This is a genomic window from Micromonospora palomenae (assembly GCF_007829925.1).
Classification (GTDB): Bacteria; Actinomycetota; Actinomycetes; order Mycobacteriales; family Micromonosporaceae; genus Micromonospora; species Micromonospora purpureochromogenes.
In genome coordinates this window covers 348888-371927 of the sequence record NZ_VIXA01000001.1, presented here as the reverse complement: position 1 = coordinate 371927, position 23040 = coordinate 348888, and the positions used below count along the sequence as shown (strand labels likewise).

The 23040-nt window shown below is 71.6% G+C and carries 17 protein-coding genes; 7 read left to right on the top strand and 10 right to left on the bottom strand.

What is annotated here, in order from left to right; all coding sequences use genetic code 11:
• Positions 1-85 precede the first annotated feature (85 nt).
• The 6 genes from FHX75_RS01600 to FHX75_RS01575 form a co-directional block, all read right to left on the bottom strand.
• Positions 86-2950 carry a galactose-binding domain-containing protein gene (locus FHX75_RS01600; RefSeq protein ID WP_154936307.1) on the bottom strand — a complete coding sequence of 955 codons (2865 nt, stop codon included), beginning with the start codon at positions 2948-2950 and terminating at the stop codon, positions 86-88.
• A 183-nt stretch (positions 2951-3133) separates the two neighbouring features.
• Positions 3134-4747, bottom strand: a complete 1614-nt coding sequence (locus FHX75_RS01595) for a glycoside hydrolase family 13 protein (protein ID WP_211364291.1) — start codon at positions 4745-4747, stop codon at positions 3134-3136.
• 208 nt (positions 4748-4955) lie between these two features.
• Entirely contained in the window at positions 4956-5843 is an 888-nt protein-coding gene (locus FHX75_RS01590) for a carbohydrate ABC transporter permease (protein WP_154936305.1), read from the bottom strand.
• 13 nt (positions 5844-5856) lie between these two features.
• Complete coding sequence (locus FHX75_RS01585) at positions 5857-6813, bottom strand: carbohydrate ABC transporter permease (protein ID WP_154936304.1); 957 nt, start codon at positions 6811-6813, stop codon at positions 5857-5859.
• A gap of 82 nt (positions 6814-6895) precedes the next feature.
• Positions 6896-8272 carry an ABC transporter substrate-binding protein gene (locus tag FHX75_RS01580; protein ID WP_154936303.1) on the bottom strand — a complete coding sequence of 459 codons (1377 nt, stop codon included), beginning with the start codon at positions 8270-8272 and terminating at the stop codon, positions 6896-6898.
• Positions 8273-8837: 565 nt separating this feature from the next.
• Entirely contained in the window at positions 8838-9839 is a 1002-nt protein-coding gene (locus FHX75_RS01575; RefSeq protein ID WP_088961541.1) for a LacI family DNA-binding transcriptional regulator, read from the bottom strand.
• Positions 9840-10196: 357 nt separating this feature from the next.
• Between FHX75_RS01575 and FHX75_RS01570 the strand changes: the two genes are divergently transcribed.
• A complete protein-coding gene (locus FHX75_RS01570; protein ID WP_425463479.1) occupies positions 10197-12155 on the top strand; it encodes a glycosyl hydrolase family 28-related protein in 1959 nt (652 codons plus the stop codon).
• Between the two features lie 231 nt (positions 12156-12386).
• On the opposite strand, the gene FHX75_RS01565 is transcribed toward FHX75_RS01570, so the two are convergent.
• Entirely contained in the window at positions 12387-12866 is a 480-nt protein-coding gene (locus FHX75_RS01565; protein ID WP_154936301.1) for a molybdenum cofactor biosysynthesis protein, read from the bottom strand.
• A 233-nt stretch (positions 12867-13099) separates the two neighbouring features.
• On the opposite strand from FHX75_RS01565, the gene FHX75_RS01560 reads away from it, so the two are divergent.
• The 5 genes from FHX75_RS01560 to FHX75_RS30525 all read left to right on the top strand — a co-directional run bounded on the left by FHX75_RS01560 (position 13100) and on the right by FHX75_RS30525 (position 18688).
• Positions 13100-13828 (top strand): alpha/beta fold hydrolase, encoded by a 729-nt coding sequence (locus tag FHX75_RS01560; RefSeq protein WP_154936300.1) that lies wholly within the window; start codon positions 13100-13102, stop codon positions 13826-13828.
• 89 nt (positions 13829-13917) lie between these two features.
• Positions 13918-14541, top strand: coding sequence for a TetR/AcrR family transcriptional regulator (locus FHX75_RS01555; protein ID WP_154936299.1), 624 nt, complete (start codon positions 13918-13920; stop codon positions 14539-14541).
• A 285-nt stretch (positions 14542-14826) separates the two neighbouring features.
• Positions 14827-17727: a ricin-type beta-trefoil lectin domain protein gene (locus FHX75_RS01550; RefSeq protein WP_154936298.1), complete on the top strand. Its 2901-nt coding sequence runs from the start codon at positions 14827-14829 to the stop codon at positions 17725-17727.
• Positions 17728-17948: 221 nt separating this feature from the next.
• Complete coding sequence (locus FHX75_RS01545; RefSeq protein ID WP_154936297.1) at positions 17949-18377, top strand: hypothetical protein; 429 nt, start codon at positions 17949-17951, stop codon at positions 18375-18377.
• Between the two features lie 140 nt (positions 18378-18517).
• Positions 18518-18688: a hypothetical protein gene (locus tag FHX75_RS30525; protein ID WP_170285268.1), complete on the top strand. Its 171-nt coding sequence runs from the start codon at positions 18518-18520 to the stop codon at positions 18686-18688.
• 161 nt (positions 18689-18849) lie between these two features.
• Here FHX75_RS30525 and FHX75_RS01540 read toward each other — a convergent pair whose 3' ends face one another.
• A complete protein-coding gene (locus FHX75_RS01540) occupies positions 18850-19320 on the bottom strand; it encodes a DUF6098 family protein (RefSeq protein ID WP_211364289.1) in 471 nt (156 codons plus the stop codon).
• 292 nt (positions 19321-19612) lie between these two features.
• Here FHX75_RS01540 and FHX75_RS01535 point away from each other — a divergent pair, with 292 nt between their 5' ends.
• Positions 19613-20899, top strand: coding sequence for an erythromycin esterase family protein (locus FHX75_RS01535; protein WP_154936296.1), 1287 nt, complete (start codon positions 19613-19615; stop codon positions 20897-20899).
• A 49-nt stretch (positions 20900-20948) separates the two neighbouring features.
• Here the strand turns inward: FHX75_RS01535 and FHX75_RS01530 are convergent, their stop codons facing one another.
• Together FHX75_RS01530 and FHX75_RS01525 are read right to left on the bottom strand one after the other, a co-directional pair.
• A complete protein-coding gene (locus FHX75_RS01530; protein ID WP_154936295.1) occupies positions 20949-21686 on the bottom strand; it encodes a carbohydrate-binding protein in 738 nt (245 codons plus the stop codon).
• Positions 21687-21837: 151 nt separating this feature from the next.
• On the bottom strand, positions 21838-23004 hold the full coding sequence (locus tag FHX75_RS01525; protein WP_154936294.1) for a glycoside hydrolase family 26 protein: 1167 nt from the start codon (positions 23002-23004) through the stop codon (positions 21838-21840).
• Between the last annotated feature and the right edge of the window lie 36 nt (positions 23005-23040).

The window sequence follows — 23040 nt, the reverse complement described above, 5'->3', positions numbered from 1 at the left end:
GGAGGGCGGGGGGTGCCCCGGCGGGGTGGAGCTGCCGGGCCGGCCGGGTCGCGGGGACGGCCGACCGGCCCGGAGACGGGCGCCGTCAGGCGGCGTGGACCTCGAACTCGGAGACCTGGCCGGCGGGCCAGGCGGTGTTGCCGGTGAAGGTCAACCTCAGGTGCCGCTGGGTGGTGGCGGGGAAGGTGATGGTGACCGTGTTGCCGGTGGCCGGGTTGAAGGTGTACCCGGCCGAGGGCTTCAGCGTGGTGAACGTTCCGCCGTCCGTTGAGCCGAGGACCGCCAGGGTCTGGGTACGGGTCTGCCAGGCCGTCGCCGGCGGCAGCCTCAGCACCACCCGGGACACCGAACGGGCGGCGCCCAGGTCGACGGTGAGCGACTGCGGAAAGGCGTTGTTGGCGCTCTCCCAGTAGGTGGCCGGGTTGCCGTCGACCGCGTTGCCGGCGCCGTACACGTCGGCGTGGCTGGTCTCGGTGACCGGCCGGCCCAGGGCCAGGTTCCCCGACGGCGGCGGGGTGGTGGTGGGCGGCGGCGTGGTGGTGGGCGGCGGGGTCGTGCCGCCGCCGTACACCTCGAACTCGGCGACCTGGCCCGCCGGCCACCCGGTGTTGCCGGTGAAGCTCAGCCGCAGGAAGCGCCGGCTGCCGGCCGGCAGGGTGATCGACACGGCGTTGCCGGTGGCCGGGTTGAACGTGTACCCCGCCGACCCGACGACCGTCGAGTACGCCGCACCGTCCGTCGAGCCGGCCACCGAGAGCGTCTGGGTACGGGTCTCCCAGCCCGCGGGCAGTTTCAGCACGATCCGGTCGGTGTTGACCGCCGCGCCGAGGTCGACGGTCAGCGTCTGCGGGAACGCGCCGTTGGCGCTCTCCCAGTAGCTGCCGGCGTTGCCGTCCACGGCGTTGCCCGCCACATAGTTCTGCGACACGCTCGACGCGGTCACCGGCCGGCCCTGCGCCAGGTTGCCCCCGGTCGGCGGCGGGGTGGTCGGGGGCGGAGTGGTGGGTGGTGGGGTGGTCGGGGTGCCGGTGGGCGGGCTGGTCGGGCCGTTGCCCCACTGCGGGGTCGGCCACGGTCCGCAGTACGGGGTGGCGGTGTACCAGCCGGAGTTGCCGGCGCCCTGGCTGATCTGGAAGCCGCTGCCTACGCAGTTGTGCATCGGGTTGCTCTGCGCGATGCCGGTGGCGCGCACGTTGGTGAACGACACCTGGCTCGGCGCCTGCACCTGCAGCGCGTAGGTGCCGGCGCCGTCGATCCGGACGTTGGAGAAGCTGATCCCGCTGGTCTGGCCCTCGATCCAGTGCAGGGCGGCGTAGGAGCTGTCCAGGATGTCGGTGTCGGTGACCCGGATGTCGGCGCCCTGGATCGGCTCGTTCAGCGCGGAGAACCAGATCGCGCCGACGCCGAAGTTCCAGTTGTAGTCGGAGTTGCCGTTGCGGATCAACGTGTTGCGGGCGACGGTGATCGTCCCGGCGACCGCGGTCGGGCCCTGCACCCCGGGGTAGCGGTTGGCGACGTGGATGCCGCCGCCGTTGGTCACCGAGTCGGCGGTGACGTTGTCGGCGATGGTGATGTCCCGGCCGCCGTAGGTGACCAGGTGGTTGGCGAGCACGGTCACGCCGATGGTGTTGTGGGTGAAGGAGTTGCCGACGTTCGGCACGTTCTGCGCCCACATCGCCAGGGCGTCGTCGCCGGTGTTGCGGACGAACGTGTTGGTCACCGTCGAGTTGGTGACGCCCCAGTGGAAGTTCACCCCGTCGGCGGTCTGGTCGAGGATCCGGCTGTTGCGGATGGTGAAGTTGTCCATCGGGCCGTCCATCCAGGCGCCGACCTTGGTGTGCTGCATCCAGACGTTGTCGACCACCGAGTTGCTCATCGCGCCGCCGATGGCGTTGACCTGGTCCTCGTCGACGCGTTCCCGGATGTCGCCGATGATGGCGAAGTCGCGCAGGGTGACGTTGCGGCTGGGGCCGCCGGCCTCGTGCGGCCGGATCCCCCCGCTGTACCCGCCGCCGGGCACGTACTTGCCGTAGATGCCGGCGGCGCGTTTGCGGTCGGTGGGGTGCCGGCCGCCGAGCACCGAGTACCACGGCCCGGCGCCGCGCAGGGTCACCCCGTCGACGACCACGTGGTCCCAGAGGGTGAAGGTGCCGGCGGGGATCCACACCGCCCGGCCCTGGGCCTTCCCGGCGTCCACGGCGGCCTGGAACTTCGCCGTCGAGTCGGTGGCGCCGGTCGGGTCCGCGCCGAAGTCGGTGACCACGTCCAGCACGCCGGCGGGCTTGGCGATCTGCGCGCCGACCAGCTCGAAGTCGGCCAGGTCGACGGTGAAGCTCGGCGACTGGGCGGTCGAGGAGACCTGCAACCGGATCCTGGTGCCGGTCGGGTAGGTGGTCCCGAACATCGTCCGGGTCTCGTCGTAGAAGTGGTGCGGGTTGGTGTCACCGGGGTTGTTGTTGAACGGGTATCCGCCGTAGAACCACCCGTACCGGGAGGTGACCGGCACCGCCTTCACCAGGCTGCCGTTCGCCCGCAGGTCGAGGCTGGCGTCCCGGCCGGTGCCGGCGGCGTTGTCCGGGAGGCTGTAGCGGAAGGTCACCGCGTTGGCCGGGGCGGTCAGGGTGAACTCGACGTATTCGCCGGCGGCGTCGAGGGTGACCGCCTCCCGGCCGGACGCCTCGGACGGCAACTGACCGTAGTAGCGGGTCGGGCCGATCTTCGTACCGTTGTGGCTGGCCCGCTCGGCCTCGTGCTCGACGAACGGCACGGTGGCGCCGCGGCCGGCGATGTCGAACGGGGACAGCCCGGCGGCCTGTGCCGGGGTGGCGGTGGAGATCGCGACGGCGCTGACGCACGCCGCCACGAGCGTGGTGCCGACGATCGCGGCCAGCAGTGAGCGGGCGGATCGTCCCGGGGGTGGAGCGGGGGTGCCGATGGTGTGGTGGGCCATGAGGGGTGCTCTCCGTTTCGTCGGGCGGGCCGGGTCCCCCGTGGTGCGGGCGTTGCGCTCTGCGGTACCTCCGTTCGGTCGCGCCGGCGAGGGGGGCCGGCGACGTGGCGGCGGGTCGGGACGGACCGGCCGGTGGGGGTGGCGCCGGCCGGTCGGGACGGACCGGCCGGCGCCGGGGTCAGCTCAGCAGGCCGGCGCGGCGCCGGGATCGGCCGGCCGTTTCCGGGTACGCAGCCAGACGGCGGTGTCCGGCGGCAGCAGGTCGTCGTCCAGGGGCGCGCTGGCGAGCAGTCGCGCCTCGTGCCGGGGCAGCGGCACCGGGGTCGTGCCGAGGTTCACCAGGCAGGCGAAGGCGGGACCGCGGGCGAAGGCGAGCACCCCGTCGGGGGCCGGCAGCCAGCGCAGCGTCCCGTCACCGAGGTCCGCCTCGCTACGCCGCACGCCGATCGCCGCCCGGTACAGCTCCAGCATCGAGTGCGGGTCGTCGGTCTGCGCCCGGACGGTCCGGTCCTTCCACTCCGCCGGCTGGGGCAGCCAGGGCGTCCGGGTCGCGCCGTCCGGACTGAACCCGAACGGCGGTGCGTCGCCGGCCCAGGGCAGCGGCACCCGGCAGCCGTCCCGGCCGTGACCCGAGCGCTCCCACATCGGGTCCTGGCGCAGCGCGGGCGGGATGTCCTCGACCTCCCACAGGCCCAGCTCCTCGCCCTGGTAGACGTAGACCGCGCCGGGCAGGGCGAGGGTGAGCAGCGCCGCCGCGCGGGCCCGGAGGGTGCCCAGCTCCAGGTCGGTGGGGACGCCTTCGCGCTTGCTGGCGAAGCTGAACGTGGTGTCCGCCCGGCCGTAGCGGGTGACGTGGCGGGTCACGTCGTGGTTGGACAGCACCCAGGTGGCGGGCGCGCCGACCGGGGCGTGCGCGGCGAGCGTCTCGTCGACGCAGTGGCGCAGCGCCGTCGCGTCCCAGGCGCAGCCGAGGAAGTCGAAGTTGAACGCGGAGTGCAACTCGTCCGGGCGCAGGTAGTGGGCGAACCGTTCCTGGTCCGGCAGCCACACCTCGCCGATCAGCGCCCGCTCCCCCGGGTAGGAGTCGGCGATCCGGCGCCAGGCGCGGTAGATCTCGTGCACCCCGTCGAGGTCGTGGAACGGGTGCGGCCGGTCCGCCAGGGCCTCGGGCAGCGTCCCGTCCTTGACCAGCAGGCCCGCCGAGTCGATCCGGATGCCGTCCACCCCGCGGTCGAACCAGAACCGCAGGATGTCCTCGAACTCCGCCCGTACCCGGGGGTGGTCCCAGTTGAAGTCCGGCTGCTCGGCGGTGAACAGGTGCAGGTACCAGTCGCCGGGGGTGCCGTCCGGGTTGACCGTCCGGGTCCAGGTCTCGCCGCCGAACTCGCCGACCCAGTCGGTGGGCCGCTGGTCGCCGTTCGGGCCCCGGCCGGGGCGGAACCAGAACAGCTCCCGCTCCGGCGCGTCCGGCCCGCCGGCGAGCGCCGCCTGAAACCAGGGGTGCGCGTCGGAGCAGTGGTTCGGCACCACGTCGACGATGATCCGGATGCCGAGCGCGTGTGCCTCCGCGATCAGCGCCTCCGCTTCGGCCAGGGTGCCGAAGACCGGATCGATGTCGCGGTGGTCGGCCACGTCGTAGCCGGCGTCGGCCATCGGGGAGGGGTACCAGGGGCTGAACCAGATCGCGTCGACGCCGAGCGCGGACAGGTGGCTCAGCCGGGACCGGATGCCGGCGAGGTCGCCGATGCCGTCGCCGTTGCCGTCGGCGAAGCTACGCGGGTACACCTGGTAGATCACGGCTCCACGCCACCACGGACCCTTGTCTGCTGTGGACACGAGCACCTGCTTTCTGCGTCGGTCGGCGGGTTCGCCGGACCTGAGGGTGAATCGGGCGAGCGGCCGTCGTCCGTCGCGCGGGGATGGTTGCGCTGGTGGTGCAGCGGTGCGGTCGGCTCCTCGTCGAGCCCGCCGGCGGCTGTCCTGCCCGGCGTCCGCAGCCGCGGGGCTAGCCCTTGAGGCTGCCGGTGGTCAGTCCGGACATGATGTTTCGCTGGAAGATCAGGAAGACGACGACGGTCGGGATCGCGGCGATGACCGACGCGGCGATCACCACGTTCATCGGCGTACCACCCGAGAAGGCGTAGATGCCGACGCTGACCGTCCGGGTCTCGGGCGACGGCATGACCAGCTTCGGCCAGAGAAAGTCCTTCCAGACCGCCGTCACGGCGAAGATCGAGACCACGCCGAGGATGGGGCGCGACATCGGCAGGATGATCGACCAGAGCGTGCGCAGCGGGGTCGCGCCGTCCACGAGGGCCGCCGCCATCAGCTCCTCCGGGATCGAGTCGAAGAACCGCTTCAGCAGGAAGATGTTGAACGCGTTCGCGACCGCGGGCAGCCAGATCGCGAACGGCGAGTCGAGCAGGTTGAGGTGCAGGATCGGCAGGTCGATCACGGTCACGTACTGCGGGACGATGAGGACCATCGCCGGGATCATCAGCGTCGCCAGCATCAGGGCGAGGATCAGGTTGCCGAACACCGGTCGAAGCTTCGACAGGGCGTACGCCGCGGCGGTGTCGAGGACGAGTTGGAACAGCAGCGCGCCGATCGCGTAGTAGAACGTGTTGAACAGCAGCTTGGCGAGATTCAGGTTGGTCCACGCGTCGGCGTAGTTCCGCAGCTCGGGGTCGGCGGGGAACAGCGACGGCGGGGTCTGCGCGATCTCCTGGCCGGATTTGAGCGCGCCGGTGACCATCCAGTAGAGCGGCCCGAGGAAGATCAGCGTGAAGCCCACCACGACGACGGCGAGCAGCGTCCAGTAGACGACCTTGCCGCGCCCCCGCCGGAGCTGGGCAGGAGAGATGAGGGTCCGGGTCCCGGAGTCCTGTGCCATTGCTCGCCCCGTCCTAGTCCTGTTTCGCGCTCAGCCGCAGGTAGGCGGCGGAGAAGCCGGCCAGCACCACGAGCATGATCACGCCGAGCGCCGCGGCGCCGTTGAGGTCGTTCTGGAAGAACCCGTGCTGGTAGATGAGGTACGCCACCGAGGTCGCGGAGTCCTCCGCGCCCGCACCGTTGGCGAGGATCAGTGGTTCGATGAAGAGCTGCATCGTGGCGACGATCTGGAGCATCGCCAGGAGCGCGAGGATCAGCCGGGTCTGCGGGATCGTCACGTGGACGATCCGCCGCCAGATCCCGGCGCCGTCGAGCTCGGCGGCTTCGTAGAGTTCGCCGGGGATGTTCTGCAGCGCCGCCAGGTAGATCAGCACCGCGCCGCCCATGTTCATCCAGGTCGACGCGAGCACCATCGCCGGCATCGTCATCTCGGGTGACTGCATCCACTGCGACGTCGGCAGGTGCAGCGCCGTGAGGATCGCGTTGAAGAGCCCCGCCTCGCTGGGGTCGTACGCGTAGAACTTGAAGAGGAACAGCGCCGAGGCCGGCGGCAGCATCACCGGCAGGTAGACCAGGATCCGCAGGTACCCCTTGGCGTGGCGGAACTCGTTGAGCAGGATCGCCACGAAGAACGGCACCGCGTACCCGAGGACGAGTGCGAGAACCGTGAAGTAGAAGGTGTTCTTCCAGGCCGTCCAGAAGCTCGGGTCGTCGATGATGCGCAGGTAGTTGTCCCAGCCCACCCAGGTGGTCTCGCCCCGCCGGGTGCGCTGGAAGCTCATGACGATGCCGCGGATCATCGGGTACCAGGAGAAGACGGCGAAGCAGAGCACCGCGCCGATCAGGAAGGTGTGCCCGGTGAGGTTGTCCCGTACCTTGCGGCCGAGGCTCGTACGCTGCGGTCCGGCCGGGTACGGCGACGCGGGACGACCCGCTCCCCTCGTGGTCCCCGGGACGGTGGTGATCACCAAGACAAACTCCTGCGTGAGTCAGCGGCCGACGGTGCGGCGCGGAGGGTGTGGGGGCCGGCGCGCCGGCCCCCACACGATCGGATCAGCTCTCGGCGAGCAGCTTGTTGACCTTGTCCTCGGCCGTCTTGAGCAGCGCGTCGATGTTCGCGTTCGGGTTCGTCAGCACCCCGGACATCACGGCGTCGAGCACCGCGTAGATCGCCTGCGCGTTGCGGGGCTCACCCTTGATCGGCACCGGGTTCGCCTCGAAGATCGCGAAGTTCGCGGTGTCGACGTTCGCGTTCGCCTTGCGCAGCTCCAACTCCTGCTTCTGCGCCTCGCTGCCGTTCGCGAACAGCAGCGGCTGGGGCAGGCCCACCGGGTAGTTCTGCGGCTTGGCCCGGACGTAGTCGAACTGGCCCTTGCCCGGCGTCAGCTTCTGGTACGCGATCCACTTCAGACCGGCCTTGACCTGCTCCGGAGAGAGGCCCTTCTTGAAGAAGTAGCCCTCGCCACCGCCGAGCGTCGCCTTCGCCGGGCCGTCCTGGCCGGGCAGCGGGCCCATCGCCCAGTCCTGGAACTTGCCCTGGAACTGGCTGACGATCGCCTGGGTGGCATCCGGAGCGCCGACGAACATCCCGACCTTGCCGGCGCCGGCATTGGTCAGCAGGTCACCCCACTGGAGCAGTTGGCGGGCGCCCATGCTGTTGTCGCCGTACCGCATGTCCTTGAGGCTCTGCAGAACCTGCTTGCCCATCGCGTTGTTGAAGTCGGCCTTCTTGCCGTCCGGGGTCAGCACCTGGCCGCCCTGCGAGTAGAGCAGGGAGGTGAAGTGCCAGCCTCCGGTGTTGCCGGCGCTGTACTCCGCGTACCCGGCGATGCCGTTGCCCAGCGCGGAGATCTTCTTGGCGGCGTCGCGGACCTCGCCCCAGGTCTTGGGCGGGTTGTTGACGTCGAGCCCCGCCTGCTGGAACAGGACCTTGTTGTAGACCAGGCCCATCGAGTAGTTCTTCACCGGGACGGCGTAGAGCTTGCCGCCGTCGGTGAAGACCTCCTTCAGCGCCGGGTCGACGCTGTCCCAGGTCGGGACGGTGTCCTTGGTGGCGTACTGGGTGATGTCCATCGCCTGACCGGAGTCCAGCACCTGCTGGAGATCGGTCATGTACCCGTAGAACACGTCGGTCACGGTGCCGCCGGCGAGGCGGGCGGTGAAGTCCGGCGGGTTGTTGCACTGCTCGCCGACGCTGACGCTCTTGATGACGATGTTCGGGTTCTGCCGCTGGAACTCGACGACATCGTCGTTCCAGTTCTTCAGCAGCTCTTTCTGGGAGCCGACCGGCTGGCAGTCGACGGTGATGGTGACCTTGCCACCGGCATCGCTCGTCGTGTCGTCGCTCTTCGTGGAGCACGCCGTGAGGCTGAGCCCCAGGCCGGCCACGAGCGCCAACGCCGCAGCCTTCCGGTACTGCGGTACGGACATCTGTCCATCCCTTCGGGAACGGGTGTCTTCAGGACGTCGCCGACCTGCGGTGATCGCACTGCGGCGCCGCCCTGCGAGTGATCTGCATTGATCGGGTGACCTGACCCCCGGTAGCTGCGTCGGGGCCAGCTGTGAGTGGAGTCACTGTAGCGAGGCCGACTCATTTCAGCAAGGTTTCGACCGTGCACTGAAAGGACGTGACGTCGGCGTGGCAGATGATGACAGAGCCGTGGGCGGTGCCCGAGTTGTGGGGTGTTCCCAGCTTTTGGCGCTCGTGCCCGGTCCGTCGCCCGCGCGGGAACCTTCCGGCGGTCCAGGCGGCGTCCAACCTGGTCGGCGTGGGGTTGAGCAGTGTGGACCGGCTGGATCGGGCCGGTGCTGCTCGGCGCCGGGCGACGGCAACGACGAAGCGGCCGCCGACCGCGAGCAGCGGTCGACGGCCTTGCAGCGTCGGTCGGCGGTCAGGGAGGCGGTTCGTGGCCGGATCGTCGGTCAGTGGCCGCCGGGACGGTCAGCGGCGGGAACGGTGGCCGGCGGTCGACCGACGACCGGGGGCGGGCCCGGGTCAGCGGCCGGGGGCGGGCGCGGTGGAGCCGCGTACCACCAGTTCGGGCTCGAACAGCAGCTCGTCGTGCAGCACGCCGGCCCCCTCGATCTGGGTGACCAGCAGGTCCACCGCGGCCTGGCCCATCGTCTCGATCGGCTGCCGCACGGTGGTCAGCGGCGGGTCGGTGCAGGTCATGAACGCGGAGTCGTCGAAGCCCACCACCGACACGTCGGTCGGCACCGCCCGACCCAGCCGCCGGGCGGCCCGGATGGTGCCCAGGGCCAGCACGTCGCTGGCGCAGATGATGCCGGTCACGCCCCGCTCGACCAGCTTGGTCGCGGCGACCCGCGCGCCCTCCATCGAGAAGCTGGAGCGCTCGACGCACTCCCGGTCGTCGCCCCAGTTCGCGGCCTGGACCATCGCGTCCAGCTTGCGCCGGGACGGCACGTGCCCCTCCGGGCCGAGCACCAGGCCGATCCGCTCGTGCCCGAGCGAGCGCAGGTGCCCGTATGCCTGCTCGACCGCGACCGCGTCGTCGGTGGAGACCCGGGGGAAGTCCAGCGCGTCGACGCCGGCGTTGACCAGCACCACCGGCAGCCCACGGTCGGTCAGCCGGCGGTAGTGCTCGTGCGAGGCGTCGGCCAGCGCGTACGAGCCACCGGCGAAGATGACGCCGGAGACCTGGTGGTCGAGCAGCATCTCGACGTAGTCCGCCTCGGAGACGCCGCCGATCGTCCGGGCGCAGAGCGCGGGGGTGTAACCCCGTTGGGCGAGCGACCCGGTCACCACCTCGGCGAGTGCCGGGAAGATCGGGTTCTGCAACTCCGGGAGCACCAGCCCGACCAGGCGGGCCCGCTCCCCCCGCAGCTTGGTCGGCCGCTCGTAGCCCAGCACGTCCAGCGCGGTGAGCACGGCGGTACGGGTCGACTCGGAGACGCCGCCACGACCGTTGAGCACCCGGCTGACGGTGGCCTCGCTGACGCCGGCCTTCCTCGCCACCTCGGTCAGTCGCTTCGTCACGCCGCGATGATACGTCACCGACACTGCAAGAAATGAACTGCACGCTGACGTGTCACGTCAACGCTCGACGTCACGCAGTCTCTTTCCGCCGAAGCCGCCCGCGGACCGGGCAAGTCGCCTCCGCAATTCCTGCACAAACACCTGCTTGAATATTGACAGCTTATAGAAATAACATCGCCGCAACCAACTCGCCTCGCTTCTGACATCCACCGCGGCACGACGGGGACTGCCCGCGGCGTCGATGACGGTCGTCGGGTCCTCGGGAGAACGGATCACGCGATGTCTCGAACCAGCACAGGACGGCCGGGCGGACCGGCGCGCCGGCGAACCGGCGGGGCGGCCGCCATGGCGGCGGTCATGGCGGTCACGGTGACCGGTGGGGCCGGGGCGGCCCGCGCCGAGGCCGCCCCGCCCGCGCCCCCGGTGGTCACCCGGGCCGCTCTCGACCCGTCGCTGGTCGCGGGCCGGGGCGCCGACGTCGGTTTCCTGGAGCAGGAGGCGGAGCAGGCCACCACGAACGGCACGCTGATCGGCCCGGGGCGCACGGCGTACACCCTGGCGTCGGAAGCCTCCGGTCGCCGGGCGGTGAGCCTGGCACCCGGCCAGTTCGTCGAGTTCACGCTGCCGGCCGCGACCAACGCCATCACCGTGCGCTACAGCATCCCGGACGCGCCCACCGGCGGCGGCATCACCGCGCCGCTGGACGTCTCGGTCGGTCGCCGGCCCGCCCGGACCATGACGCTCACCTCGCAGTACGCCTGGCTGTACAACCAGTACCCGTTCTCCAACGACCCCACGGCCGGCCTGCTGCACCCGGACTGGTGGATCACCGAATGCTCCTGCGTCCCCGCGGCCACCACGCCCACCCCGACGATCACCAGGCCGTTCCGCCCGCACCACTTCTACGACGAGCAGCGGATGCTGCTCGGCCGGACGTATCCGGCGGGCAGCGTGCTGCGACTCGCGGTCCCGGCGGGCAGCGTCGCGCCGTGGACGGTCATCGACCTGCTCGACTCGGAGCTGGTCGCCCCGCCGCGCGTCGTGCCGGTCGCGGCGAACGTGCTGGCGTTCGGCGCGGACCCGACCGGCCGCCGCGACTCCGCCGGCGCCCTCGACCGGGCGATCGCCTTCGCCCGGCGTACCAAGCTGAAGGTCTACCTGCCGCCGGGGACCTACCAGGTGAACCGCCACATCATCGTCGACGACGTCACCATCGAGGGCGCCGGCAACTGGTACACGATCGTCAAGGGACGCGAGGTCGCGCTCGACACCCCGGCCCCGGACGGCTCGGTGCACACCGGGGTCGGCTTCTACGGCCGGCCCGCGTCGGCGGGCGGCAGCCGCAACGTGCACCTGTCCGGCTTCGCGATCGAGGGCGACGTCCGCGAGCGCATCGACACCGACCAGGTCAACGGCGTCGGTGGCGCGCTGAGCCACTCCAGCGTCGACGGCCTCTACCTGCACCACACCAAGGTGGGGCTCTGGTTCGACGGGCCGATGACCGACCTGCGGGTCACGAACAACGTCATCGTCGACCAGATCGCCGACGGCCTGAACTTCCACACCGGCGTCACCAACTCCGTGGTGCGCAACAACTTCGTCCGCAACAGCGGCGACGACGGCCTCGCCATGTGGTCGGAGAAGACCGGCAACGCGGGCAACATCATCGACCGCAACACCGTGCAGTCGCCGGTCCTCGCCAACGGCATCGCCGTGTACGGCGGCACGGACAACACCGTCTCGCGCAACCTGGTCGCCGACCCGGTGCGCGAGGGCAGCGCCATCCAGGTCGGCTCCCGGTTCGGCGCCGAGCCGTTCACCGGGCACCTGTGGATCACGGAGAACACCACCGCCCGGGCCGGCACCTACGAGCTGAACTGGAACATCGGCCTCGGCGCCATCTGGTTCTACGCCCTGGACCGCAGCATCGACGCCGACATCCAGGTGGTCGGCGACCACTACCTGGACAACACCTACAACGCGATCATGCTGGTCAGCGACTGGCCGGTGAAGGACCGGTACTCGATCACGAACGTGCACTTCCGCGACGTCCGGGTGGACGGCGCGGGAACGTCCGTGGTGAGCGCCCGCACGGCGGGCTCGGCCTCGTTCGCGAACGTCGACGCGCGCAACGTGGGGGCGGTCGGCGTCAACAACTGCGGCTCCTTCCACTTCACCCCCGCCGGATCCGAGTTCAGCCTGACCGACCTCGGCGGCAACGACGGCGGGTGGCTCGCCCCGTGGCTGCTGCCCAACACGATCACCTGCGACGACCGGCCGCCGGTCGTGGCGCCGCCACCGCCGTCCAGCTGGTGACCTCCGGCCCGACCATCCCGAACACCTGCTCCCACCCCGGCTGACCCGCCGAGCGGCGCCGGTCGGAATCCCCCGGATTCCGGCCGGCGCCGCCACGCTTCCGTCGACCTGCTGCGCACCGGACAGACTGGACGTGACGCGCCCGCCCATCCGTCGCCCCCCCACCTCGTGGCACTCCGACCCGCGCTTCAACCGATCGGTACACCCTGACTCACCCCGGTCGCGGTGTCGTCAGCTGTCGACGACGACGTCGACGTCCACCGGGCCGACGCGCAGGGTGCCGTCGTTCAACGGCGTGCAGCGCACGCCGCCCCGGCGCCGCAGCGCACGCCATCCGCCGGGGCCGATCGTGACGTCCATCCAGGCGCACGGGTTGGCCGGCCGGTTGACCCGCAGGCTGACCGGGCCGTCCCCCGAGTCGAGGACGAGCACCGATCCGACCAGCTCGTCCACCGCGATGCCGGTGGTCAGGATGTTGCGCCGGACCTGCACCAGGTCGACGCCGGGCGGCAGCGACTCCTGCGCGATCACGGTCACGCTCGCCGCGCGGTGCGCCGGCCGGCCGAAGTACCGGTCGCCGACGATGCCCAGCTCGGCCCGGAGCCGGACCTCGGTCACCAGCTCGCCGGGTGGAGCGGGCAGCGGGCCGTCGGCGGGCCGCCCCACGTAGCGGTGTACCGGCGAGGCCAGCAGCTGGACGATGCGCGGCACAGCGGGATTCTACGGAGCCGGCACCGTCCGCCGGGCACACTCGGGCGAGCCGGGGTGAACCCGCCCGCGCCGTCCCGGCTCATCCCGCCGGCGGGCCGCGCAGCGCGCCGCACCGGTGAGGCGGCGGAGCGGAAACACCGATCTCTCCGCACCGCCCTGGCTACCCTCAGTAGTTGACGGGCTCCGGCGTGGACCCTCGTCCGCGCCCCACGACTGCGATGAGGGGAACCACCATGGCCACCGCACCGAACGGCACGCCGACCGTCGTCCTGGTCCACGGCGCCTTCGCCGACAGTTCGGGGTGGAACGGCGTGGTCGAGCGCCTCCAGGCCGCGGGCGTGACGGTCAAGGCGGTGCCGAACCCGCTGCGCGGCGTCACTGAGGACGCCGCGTACGTCGCGAGCGCGCTGAAGCAGACCGAGGGCCCGGTGCTGGCCGTGGGCCACTCGTACGGCGGGGCGGTCATCACCAACGCCGCGGCCCAGGTCGACAACGTGGTCGGCCTGGTCTACGTCGCCGCCTTCGCCCCGGACGAGGGCGAGACCCTGCTGGCGATCGAGGGCGACTCCAAGGACAGCGTGCTCACCTCCGCGCTCATGCAGGTGACGTACCCGACCGCCCAGGGCACCGAGACGGAGTTCCTGATCGACCCGGCGAAGTTCCACGACGCGTTCGCCGCCGACGTGTCGAAGAAGGATGCCGCCGTCATGGCGGCCACCCAGCGCCCCGTCTCGTCGCTGGCCTTCGGCCAACCCACCGGGAAACCGGCCTGGCGCACCCTGCCGTCCTGGGCCGCGGTCCCCGCCAGCGACAAGGCCGCCGGCAGTGACGTCCTGCGGTCCATGGCGCAGCGGGCCGGGGCGACCATCACCGAGGTCGAGGGCTCGCACGTGATCATGGTCAGCCAGCCCCAGGCCGTCACCGACGTGATCATGCAAGCGCTCGACGGCGTCAAGCGCTGAACACCCTCCCCACCGGCCCGAACCAGCCGGACAATTCTGTACCGACCGGTCGCGCCGGAGGTGCCATGGTGCACCGGGGGGGTGCCGCCATGCCGCAACGGGGGCGACCGCGCGGGTTCGACGCCGACGAGGTGTTGGACCGCGCGATGGAGGTGTTCTGGCGCCAGGGTTACGAGGGCGCCTCGATGGCCGACCTGACCGCCGCGATGGGCATCAACAAGCCCAGCCTCTACGCGGCCTACGGCAGCAAGGAGGAGCTCTTCCGCAAGGTCGCGGCCCGGTACGCCGAGCGGGACATGGCGTACGCGCGCGACGCGCTCGCCCAGCCCACCGCGTACGAGGTGGTGGCGACCCTGCTGCGCGAGAACGTGCTCGCGCTGACCCGCTCCGACTGCCCCGCCGGGTGCCTGTCGATCCAGGGCGGCACCGCCGGTGGCACCGGCAGCGCCCCGGTCGCCGAGTTCCTCGCCGCCAGCCGGCTGACTGGTGAACGTGCCCTCGCCGACCGCCTCGCCCGCGCCGTGGCCGAGGGCGACCTGCCCGCGGACGCGGACCCGGCGGCGCTGGCCCGGTTCGTCGCGGTGGTCACCGAGGGGCACGCCGTGCACGCCGCGGCCGGCGTCGCCCGCGCCGACCTCCAGCAGTCGGCCGAGATCGCACTGGCCGGCTTCGCGGCGGTGGCCGGCATCAAGGCGCCCAGCCCCGCACGCTGAGCCGCCGGTCGATCTACCGCGACCTCGTCCGGGTCAACGCGGTCGCCTTCGAGCTGGACCTGGCCGCCGTGCTGGCCGAACCTGAGCGGATACCTGTGGCAGCTGGGCGCGCACTCCTTCGCGAGCCGAGCCACGACATTCCTTCGAATCTCGACAACTTTCGATTGCGCGGGCTTCACTTCTGTTCAGATCGAACGAAAGACGTTAATGTCTTGACCACCCCACGGTGCTCCTCGAGGCGGCGGCGGAAGTAGCACCGAGCTCGTCACGACGCTCGGAGGTCCCGTGTCACGCGTCCCGCAACGCCGCCTGTTCGTCGCCGCCACCGCCCTGCTCACCGCGCTCGCCGCCGCCGTACCGTCGGCGGCTCTCGCCCATCCCGGTCACCCGCACCCCGCCGCCGAGCCGGCCGCGCCTCACCCGGCCGCCGCCGTGGCGGCCGTCCCGCCGACCAGCGGATTCGAGAAGATCACCCTCGACAGCGGACTCACGATGGGTGAGCCGATCGAACTGGCCGTCCTGCCCGACGGCAAGGTGCTCTACATCAACCGGGGCACCAGCGCCGGCGGCGGGCAGGTCCGGCTCTTCAACCCGGCCACCCGGTCCACCACGGTCGCGCTCACCCTCGCTCTCGACGCCCGGTTCGAGGACGGCCTGATCGGCATCACCACGCACCCGAACTTCGCCACCAACCGCTGGGTCTACCTCTTCTACTCGCCCAAGGTCACCCCGCTGGTCAACCGGATCTCCCGGTTCACCTTCAACCCGGCCACCCTGGTGCTCGACCCGGCCAGCGAGGACGTGCTCATCGAGTGGCCCACCGAACGCGACCTCTGCTGCCACTCCGCCGGCTCGATGAGCTGGGACACCGGCGGCAACCTCTACTTCGCCGTCGGCGACAACACCAACTCCGGCGGCGACTCCGCCGGGATGGCGCCGATCGACGAGCGGACGACCCGCAACCCGCAGTACGACGCCCAGCGCACGTCCGGCAACACCAACGACCTGCGCGGCAAGATCAACCGGATCCACCCGGAGAACGACGGCAGCTACACCATCCCGTCGGGCAACCTCTTCCCCGTCGGCACGGCGAAGACCCGGCCGGAGATCTACGTGATGGGGGTACGCAACCCGTACCGGATCTGGGTCGACCGCAAGGCGGGGAACACCCTCTACTGGGGTGAGGTCGGCCCGGACGCCGGCGCCGACCTGGCCAACCGGGGGCCGGCCGCCTACGACGAGTTCAACCGGGCCACCGGGCCCGGCAACTACGGCTGGCCCTACTGCGGCGGCCCGAACGTGGCGTACAACGACTGGGACTTCGCGGCGAACGCACCGCGCGGCTGGTTCCCCTGCGGCGGCGCGACCGGGCCGGTCAACGACTCGCCCCGCAACACCGGCCTGACGCAGCTCCCGCCGACGAAGCCGGCGCTGGTGTGGGAGCAGCACGGCGGCAGCGACGACTGGCCGGCCCTGGACAACCCGGGCGGCTGCGGCTCGCCCAACCACGTCGAGGTCTACCACTACGACCCCAACCTGAACTCCCAGGTCAAGTGGCCGGCCTACTACGACAACAAGCTGCTGATCTCCGAGTACTGCCGCAACTGGATCAAGGAGGTCCAGTTCGACAACGGCAACCCGGCCACCGGCGCGCCGACCGTGATCGAGCCGGTGCTCGCGGGAATGACGTTCGTGCACCCGATCGACGCGGAGTTCGGCCCGGACGGCTCGCTGTACCTGCTGGAGTACGGCAGCGGCTGGTTCTCCGGCGCCACCGACGCCGGGCTCTACAAAATCAACTACGTCCAGGGTGGCCGGTCGCCGGTGGCCAGGGCGGCGGTGAACAAGGACAACGGTCTCGCGCCGCTGGCGGTGACCTTCTCCAGCGCCGGCAGTGCCGACCCCGACGGCGACCCCCTGACGTACGCCTGGGACTTCACCGACAACGGCAGCGTCGACTCGACGGCGGCCAACCCGTCGTTCACGTACCCGTCGAACGGCAGCTTCCACGCCCGGCTGACGGTCAGCGACGGCACCGGTCGCAGCGGCACCACCACCGTGCCGGTCGTCGTCGGCAACAACCGGCCGACGGTGACCCTGAGCGGGCTGCCGGCGGGCGGCCTCTTCGACTGGGGCCAGGACCTGACCGTCTCCGCCGCGGCCAGTGACCCGCAGGACGGCACCCCGGCCTGCTCGGCGGTCGTGGTCCGGGCCGCGCTCGGGCACCAGGAGCACGCGCACGAGGAGGGGCAGGGCACCGGCTGCGGGGCCACCTTCAACACCGGTCCGGTGCACGCCGGCCCGGACTCGGTGCTCTTCTTCGTGCTGCGCGGCAGCTACACCGACCGGGGCGCGACCGGTTCCGTGCCGCTGACCGGGGAACGGGAGATCAGCCTCTACCCCAAGCAGTGGCAGGCCGAGCACCACGTCACGCTCAACGGCCCCAAGGTGATCGACCAGGCGGCGGCCCAGGGCGGCAAGCGGCTCGGTGACATCCAGAACGGGGAGAACGTCCGGCACCACGCGGTGAGCCTGAAGGGCATCACCGGGGTCAGGGCCCGGGTCTCCTCCGGCGGCGCCGGGGGCACGGTCTCCTTCCGGTACGACTCCGCCAGCGGCCCCGAGGTCGCCCGGATCGCGGTGCCCAACACCGGTGGCTGGGACAACTACACCGAGCTCAGCGCCACCGTGACCAAGCCGGACGACGGCACCCACGACCTGTACCTGGTGTTCACCGGCGGCAGCGGGGCGCTGCTCGACGTCGACAGCTACACCTTCACCGGCCCGGGCGTGGGCACCGGCGGCGCCCGGACCGGTGAGATCAAGGGCCTGGGCAAGTGCGTCGACATCAGCTCCAGCCAGACCGCCGACGGCACCAGGGTGCAGCTGTGGACGTGCAACGGCACCGGCGCCCAGCGGTGGACGCTGCCCGGCGACGGCACCATCCGCGGGCTGGGCAAGTGCCTCGACGTCAAGAGCAGCGGCACCACGAACGGCACCCCGGTCCAGCTCTGGACCTGCAACGGCACCGGCGCGCAGCAGTGGGCGCCGCAACCCGACGGCAGCCTGAAGAACCCGCAGTCGGGCCGCTGCCTCGACATCCCGGCCTCCAACACCACCGACGGCACCCAGTTGCAGATCCACGACTGCAACGGCACCGGCGCCCAGCGCTGGACCCTGCCCTGACCCGACCGGCACCGGGCCGGGGTGACCCGTCACCCCGGCCCACCCGCCGGGGCTCGACCCCGCCGGCGCTCCCCCAGCGCCGGTCCGCGCGCTCCGCCCGGCCGCACGGTGGCGCGAACCGGGCGGGTCCGCCGGGGTGTCTGCGCTCATCGGCTGCTGCCATCCGGGCGCGGTGGTGCGACGATGACATCGACGGCATTCTGGCCGAGCGGAGGACTGTCGTGGCAGACGGAAACGACCCGGCGGTGAACCGGACGCGTCGGGTGGGCCGGGGCGCCCTCCCACACCTCCTGGCGATGGTGGTCTTCGGGCTGCTGGCCTGGTCCGGGGGCAGCATGCTGCGCCAGGGGGTGGACGGGCTCGCCGTGCCCTCGCTGATGATCGGGGCCGCCGGCGCCGTCGGCGCCCTGCTGATGGTGGCGGGGCGCCCCTCCCCGGGCGCCGACCGGAGCGGACCCGACCCCCTCCAGCTCGTCCGGGTGGCGATGGTGCTGGTGGCCGTCACCGCCCTGGTGACCGGCACGGCCCTCGCCCCGGACGGGATGGACCGGGGCTTCGTCATCTCCGTGGACGCGGTCCTCGCCGGGGCGCTCGCCTCGTACGCCCTGCTGGCCGGCGAGCAGCGCCGTCCGGCCCGGCTGCCGGGCTGAGCGCACGCCGCACCGGCGCAACCGCTCCCCCGCCGGGCCCCGCCACGGTCCCGCCGACCGGCACGTACCGGGCGGAAACCGGACCAACCAGCGGGCCGGCCGCGTAGCGTGGGCGACACGAGCGGCAGCAGGAGGGTGACGTGACGGAGCCGGAGGAAGACCGGGAGAAGACCGGCAAGACCGACCGGGTGCTCTACTCCCCCGACGGGGATCCCCACCACACCTTGGCGCAGGCGCCCCAGCCCGACGAGCACCCTCCGGTGACCGTCACGCGCGACGACCGGACCGAGGTCCTCGACGACGAACAGTGACCGGCTGACGGGGGTCGCCGGGCCGTCGGCACGCCCCGGCGCGCGGCCGGGCTTCGTCCGATGGCGTCCGGGCATCAGGTGGCATGTCGGCCGACTCGACGATCCGCCGTTGCCGCCGCACCTCCAGTTGGAGCGCCGAGGATGGTCGGGGCGCTCGCCGGTCAGTCCGCCCGGTGCAGGGGACCCCACTCCCGCGACGCCTGTCCTTCCACCGCCCGGTCCGCCTGCCTCAGGGCCGCCTCGCCGACCCAGGCCACCGGCCGGTGGCAGATCACCAGGGGTTCGTTGTCGGGCCCCCGGCCGATCTGCTCGCCCAGCAGCACCCACGGACGTACGCCGGGACCACGCAGGTCCCCCAGGTGGCAGTAGTCGTACAGCCGGCGGGCGATCCACAGCCGCAGGGAACGGTCACCCCACCACGACTCCACCGCGAGCGGGTTGGCGGACAGGCCCGGCAGTTCCGTCCCGGTGAGCGCATCCCGGCTGGACTGCCTGGCCTGCTGCTCGTCGGTCAGGTCCGCCTCCGGTCCCCGGGACCACCGCACGTACAGCGACTCGTCCGCGTTGTTCCGCACCAGGTTGACGAGCTGATCCAGGTCCTCGACGACCCACATGCCCGCTTGGTTGCCCACCGTGCTCACCCCGTCCATGTGCCCTGCCGGCCCCCTGGTCATTCCTCCTGATTCCGGGCCTTTTGGGGGTCGGTCCGGCGCACCCGCACGTCTTCGGGCGGCCGGCACCTCCCCGCCTGCCGGCGACGGCAGCCGCCGAACGACGGCAGCCGGTACGCATGCGCCCAGCCGGTGCGGGTAGGCACGGGTCGACGTGTCCGTGACGGCGGGCGGGAGCTGCTGGGCGCCCGCCGGTACGGCCCGAGCGCCTGCCGGGTGGCCACGGGCCGATCCGAGGCGGCGGGAGTGCGCGATGGGACGCTACGACGACGAGGTGACCGGGCTCGCGGCGCCGCTGACCGACCCGGGCGACCTGGACGTGCTGCTGGACCGCGTCGGTGCCGCCCGGGTGGTGATGCTGGGCGAGGCGACCCACGGCACGCACGAGTTCTACACCTGGCGGGCCGCGATCACGCGGCGGCTCGTCGAGGAGAAGGGCTTCTCGTTCGTCGCCGTGGAGGGCGACTGGCCCGACTGCGACCGGGTCGACCGCAGCGTACGGTGCCGCAGCGACGCGCCGGCGGATCCGCGCGCAGCCCTCGCGGCGTTCGAGCGGTGGCCGACCTGGATGTGGGCCAACGAGGAGGTCGTCGACTTCACCCGCTGGCTGCGGGCCCACAACGCCCAGCTGGATGCGACGGCACGGGTCGGCTTCCACGGCCTGGACGTGTACTCGCTGTGGGAGTCGCTGCACGAGATCCTCGTCTACCTGCGCGAGCACGACCCGGAACAGGTGCCGGCGGCGCTGGCCGCGTACCGCTGTTTCCAGCCGTACGACGAGGACCCGCAGCAGTACGCGCTGGCGACCCGGCTGGTGCCGAACAGCTGCGAGAACGAGGTCGTCGACCTGCTCGCCGCGCTGCGCGAGCGGGCCGCCGCCGACGGCGCGGGCCGGTTCGGGGCGTGGCAGAACGCCGAGGCGGTCGCCGGCGCCGAGCGCTACTACCGGGCGATGGTGCGGGGCGGCCGCGAGTCGTGGAACGTCCGTGACCGGCACATGGACGACACCCTCGACCGGCTGCTCACGCACTACGGACCGGGCGCGAAGGCGGTCGTCTGGGCACACAACACCCACGTGGGTGACGCCCGGGCCACCGACATGGTCGAGGCGGGCGAGGTCAACATCGGCCAACTCGCCCGCGAGCGGTACGGCGTCGACCAGGTCGTCCTGGTCGGCTTCACCACCCATCGGGGGACCGTGGTGGCCGGCGACGCCTGGGGGGCGCCGATGCGGGTGATGGCGATGCCGCCGGGCCGGCGACACTCGCTGGAGGACGCGCTGCACGCCGCCGCGCCGCCGGAGGCGCTCTTCGTCTTTCCCCGGGACGGCCGGCCCGACCTGCTCACCGACGAACTCGACCATCGGGCGGTCGGCGTGGTCTACCACCCGGAACGGGAGAGCTGGGGCAACTACGTCGCCACGGTGCTCGGCGACCGCTACGACGCCCTCTGCTGGGTTGACGAGTCCCAGGCCGTCCGGCCGCTGCACATCCGGCCCGCCAACCTCGCCGAACCCGAGAGCTACCCCTCCGGCGTCTGAGCACGCCGGCCGGCGGCCCGACCGGATCGGGGCGTCCGGCGGGGCGGCACTATCGGACGGCCACGGTGATCTTGTCGAAGTCGGGTGCCGGCGAGTCCGGGTTGAACATCTTGAGCGTGTTGGGCCCGGGTCGGAGCGGCACCGTCACGACCATGGTGCCGACGCTGCTCCACCCGCCCGTCCCCGGGAAGGTCAGCGTGATCGGGGCCGCGCCGTTCACACTGATCCGCCCCACGCGGGGGGCCTCGCCGTTGACGTACGCGATGGTCACGGTGGCCGACCCGCCGGTGCGGGCGGTCACGCCGTTGAACTGCAGCGTTCCCATGTCACGCCCGATGTTGCCCACCTTCTTCCCGCCGGAGCAGCCGGGGCAGTCGTAGATCCTGATGTCGTCCAGGCCGTTCTCCGTCGACTCGGCCTCGTAGGACCGCACCACCACCGGTGCCGCCGGGGCGGCGGGCGGCCGGGTGGCCGGCGGGCGGGTGGTCGGGGGTGCCGTCGACGGTGCGGCGGGTCGGGTCGCCACCGATCCGACGCGCACCTCCCCGCCGCCCTCGGCCGGAGTGGCGGTGGCCGGGTCCGGCGTCGGGAAGGCCGGATCGAGGTCGGTCGCCGGGCCGGCCGGACCGGGACGATCCGCCGCCGGCGACTCCCCGAAACCCAGATCCACGTTCACCGCCGCGAGCGTCAGCACGATGATCAGGTAGCCGACTCCCACCACCGCCAGCAGGCGGATCGGGCCGATCCGCCACATGCCGCCAGGACCGGATCCGTGACGTGGACTCACTCCCGAGCCTCCCCTCCGCGCGCCGAGTGGTGCGCCCGGCGCGGAGAAGACCCGGAGCCGGGTGTGACAGGTGCCACAGGATTGTAGGGGGTCGATCAACTTCTGGCCCGCCGCCAGGTGCGTCACGCGGGCAGCGTCCGGTCCGTCGGGCCTACTCCTCGATCTGCGTACGCGGCAGCATGGTCGGCGACCAGCCGAAGTCGTACCGGGGGGCGGCGACCGCCCGGGCGAAGGCCTTGGCGGCGGCCGGAGAACTGACGATCCTCCAGTCCACCTCCTTGTTCGCCTCGAACCAGATCAGGCCGATGATGTCCCGGTGGCGGGGCAGCAACTGGAAGGTCTGCTTGATCCACTCGGCCTTGCGCCCATTACCGTCGGAGGCGGCGGTCTCGGTGATGACCAACGGTTTCTGGGTGAAGGTTCGGATCTCCTTGATCGTGGGGTTGAAGATCGCGTCGAAGGACCGGTACGTCGAGAGCGCCCCGGTGCCGTAGTACCCCGAGAGTCCGACCCAGTCGACGTAGTCGTCGCCCGGGTAGAGCGTGGAGAGTTTCGGGGTCGAGTCGTCCCACCTGACGTTCGGGCTCCACGTCCAGATGACGTTCTTGACCCCGGCCGCCTCGAACACGTCGTGGACGTGCCGCCAGGCCTTCACGAAGTCGCCCGGCCGGTTGCCGTTGACCGTCTCGCACCACGGGTACCAGTCGCCGTTCATCTCGTGGCCGAACCGGATGGCCACCGGATAGTCCAGTGCCTTGATGCCCTGGGCCCAGGACAGCAGGTACGTGTCGAAGCTCCCCCGCGCGATGCGGGACAACCGGTAGTGGGGTTGGTCGGAGCGGATCTTGTCGATCTTGCGGGCGCTGAAGCCCTTCTTGCGGGCCGCCTTGTCCAGGCGGTAGTCCCACGGTTCCCACGCCAGCATCGGCAGCATGCCCCGGTCGCGGATCCGGTCGAAGAGCGTCCGGTCGAATGTGTCGGACGCCCACCCCGCGCCGAAGAGCATCACCTGCGGCTCGCGCTTCGCGGCCGCCGTGAACGTGTCCACCGCGGTGAAGTCGTGCGGGCCCTCGTGTGTCATGACACCGATGAACGCCTTGCCGGCCGGCGGGAAGAGTTCCGCAGCCGGTCGGGGCGGCGCGCTCGGTGCCGCCGTGGCTCCGGCCGTCACGGCCGCGCCCGGCTCGGCCTTCGCAATCCGGCCGGACGGACCGTCCTCCCGGCTCCCGGACATGGTGGTCGGTGCGATGGCGAACGCGTAGGTCAGCAGCAGCGCGCCGATCAGCACCATCAGGACCCGCGGAACGGTCAGCCTCATCGTTGCAGAACCCCCTCGGCCGCCACCCGCAACCTC

Excerpts from the sequence above, each read along its gene's own strand:
- FHX75_RS01600 (WP_154936307.1), bottom strand. The coding sequence starts at position 2,950 with ATGGCCCACCACACCATCGGCACCCCCGCTCCACCCCCGGGACGATCC.
- FHX75_RS01580 (WP_154936303.1), bottom strand. The coding sequence starts at position 8,272 with ATGTCCGTACCGCAGTACCGGAAGGCTGCGGCGTTGGCGCTCGTGGCC.
- FHX75_RS01525 (WP_154936294.1), bottom strand. The coding sequence starts at position 23,004 with ATGAGGCTGACCGTTCCGCGGGTCCTGATGGTGCTGATCGGCGCGCTG.
- FHX75_RS01570 (WP_425463479.1), top strand. The coding sequence starts at position 10,197 with ATGGCGGTCACGGTGACCGGTGGGGCCGGGGCGGCCCGCGCCGAGGCC.
- FHX75_RS01560 (WP_154936300.1), top strand. The coding sequence starts at position 13,100 with ATGGCCACCGCACCGAACGGCACGCCGACCGTCGTCCTGGTCCACGGC.
- FHX75_RS01535 (WP_154936296.1), top strand. The coding sequence starts at position 19,613 with ATGGGACGCTACGACGACGAGGTGACCGGGCTCGCGGCGCCGCTGACC.
- FHX75_RS01590 (WP_154936305.1), bottom strand. The coding sequence starts at position 5,843 with ATGGCACAGGACTCCGGGACCCGGACCCTCATCTCTCCTGCCCAGCTC.
- FHX75_RS01555 (WP_154936299.1), top strand. The coding sequence starts at position 13,918 with ATGCCGCAACGGGGGCGACCGCGCGGGTTCGACGCCGACGAGGTGTTG.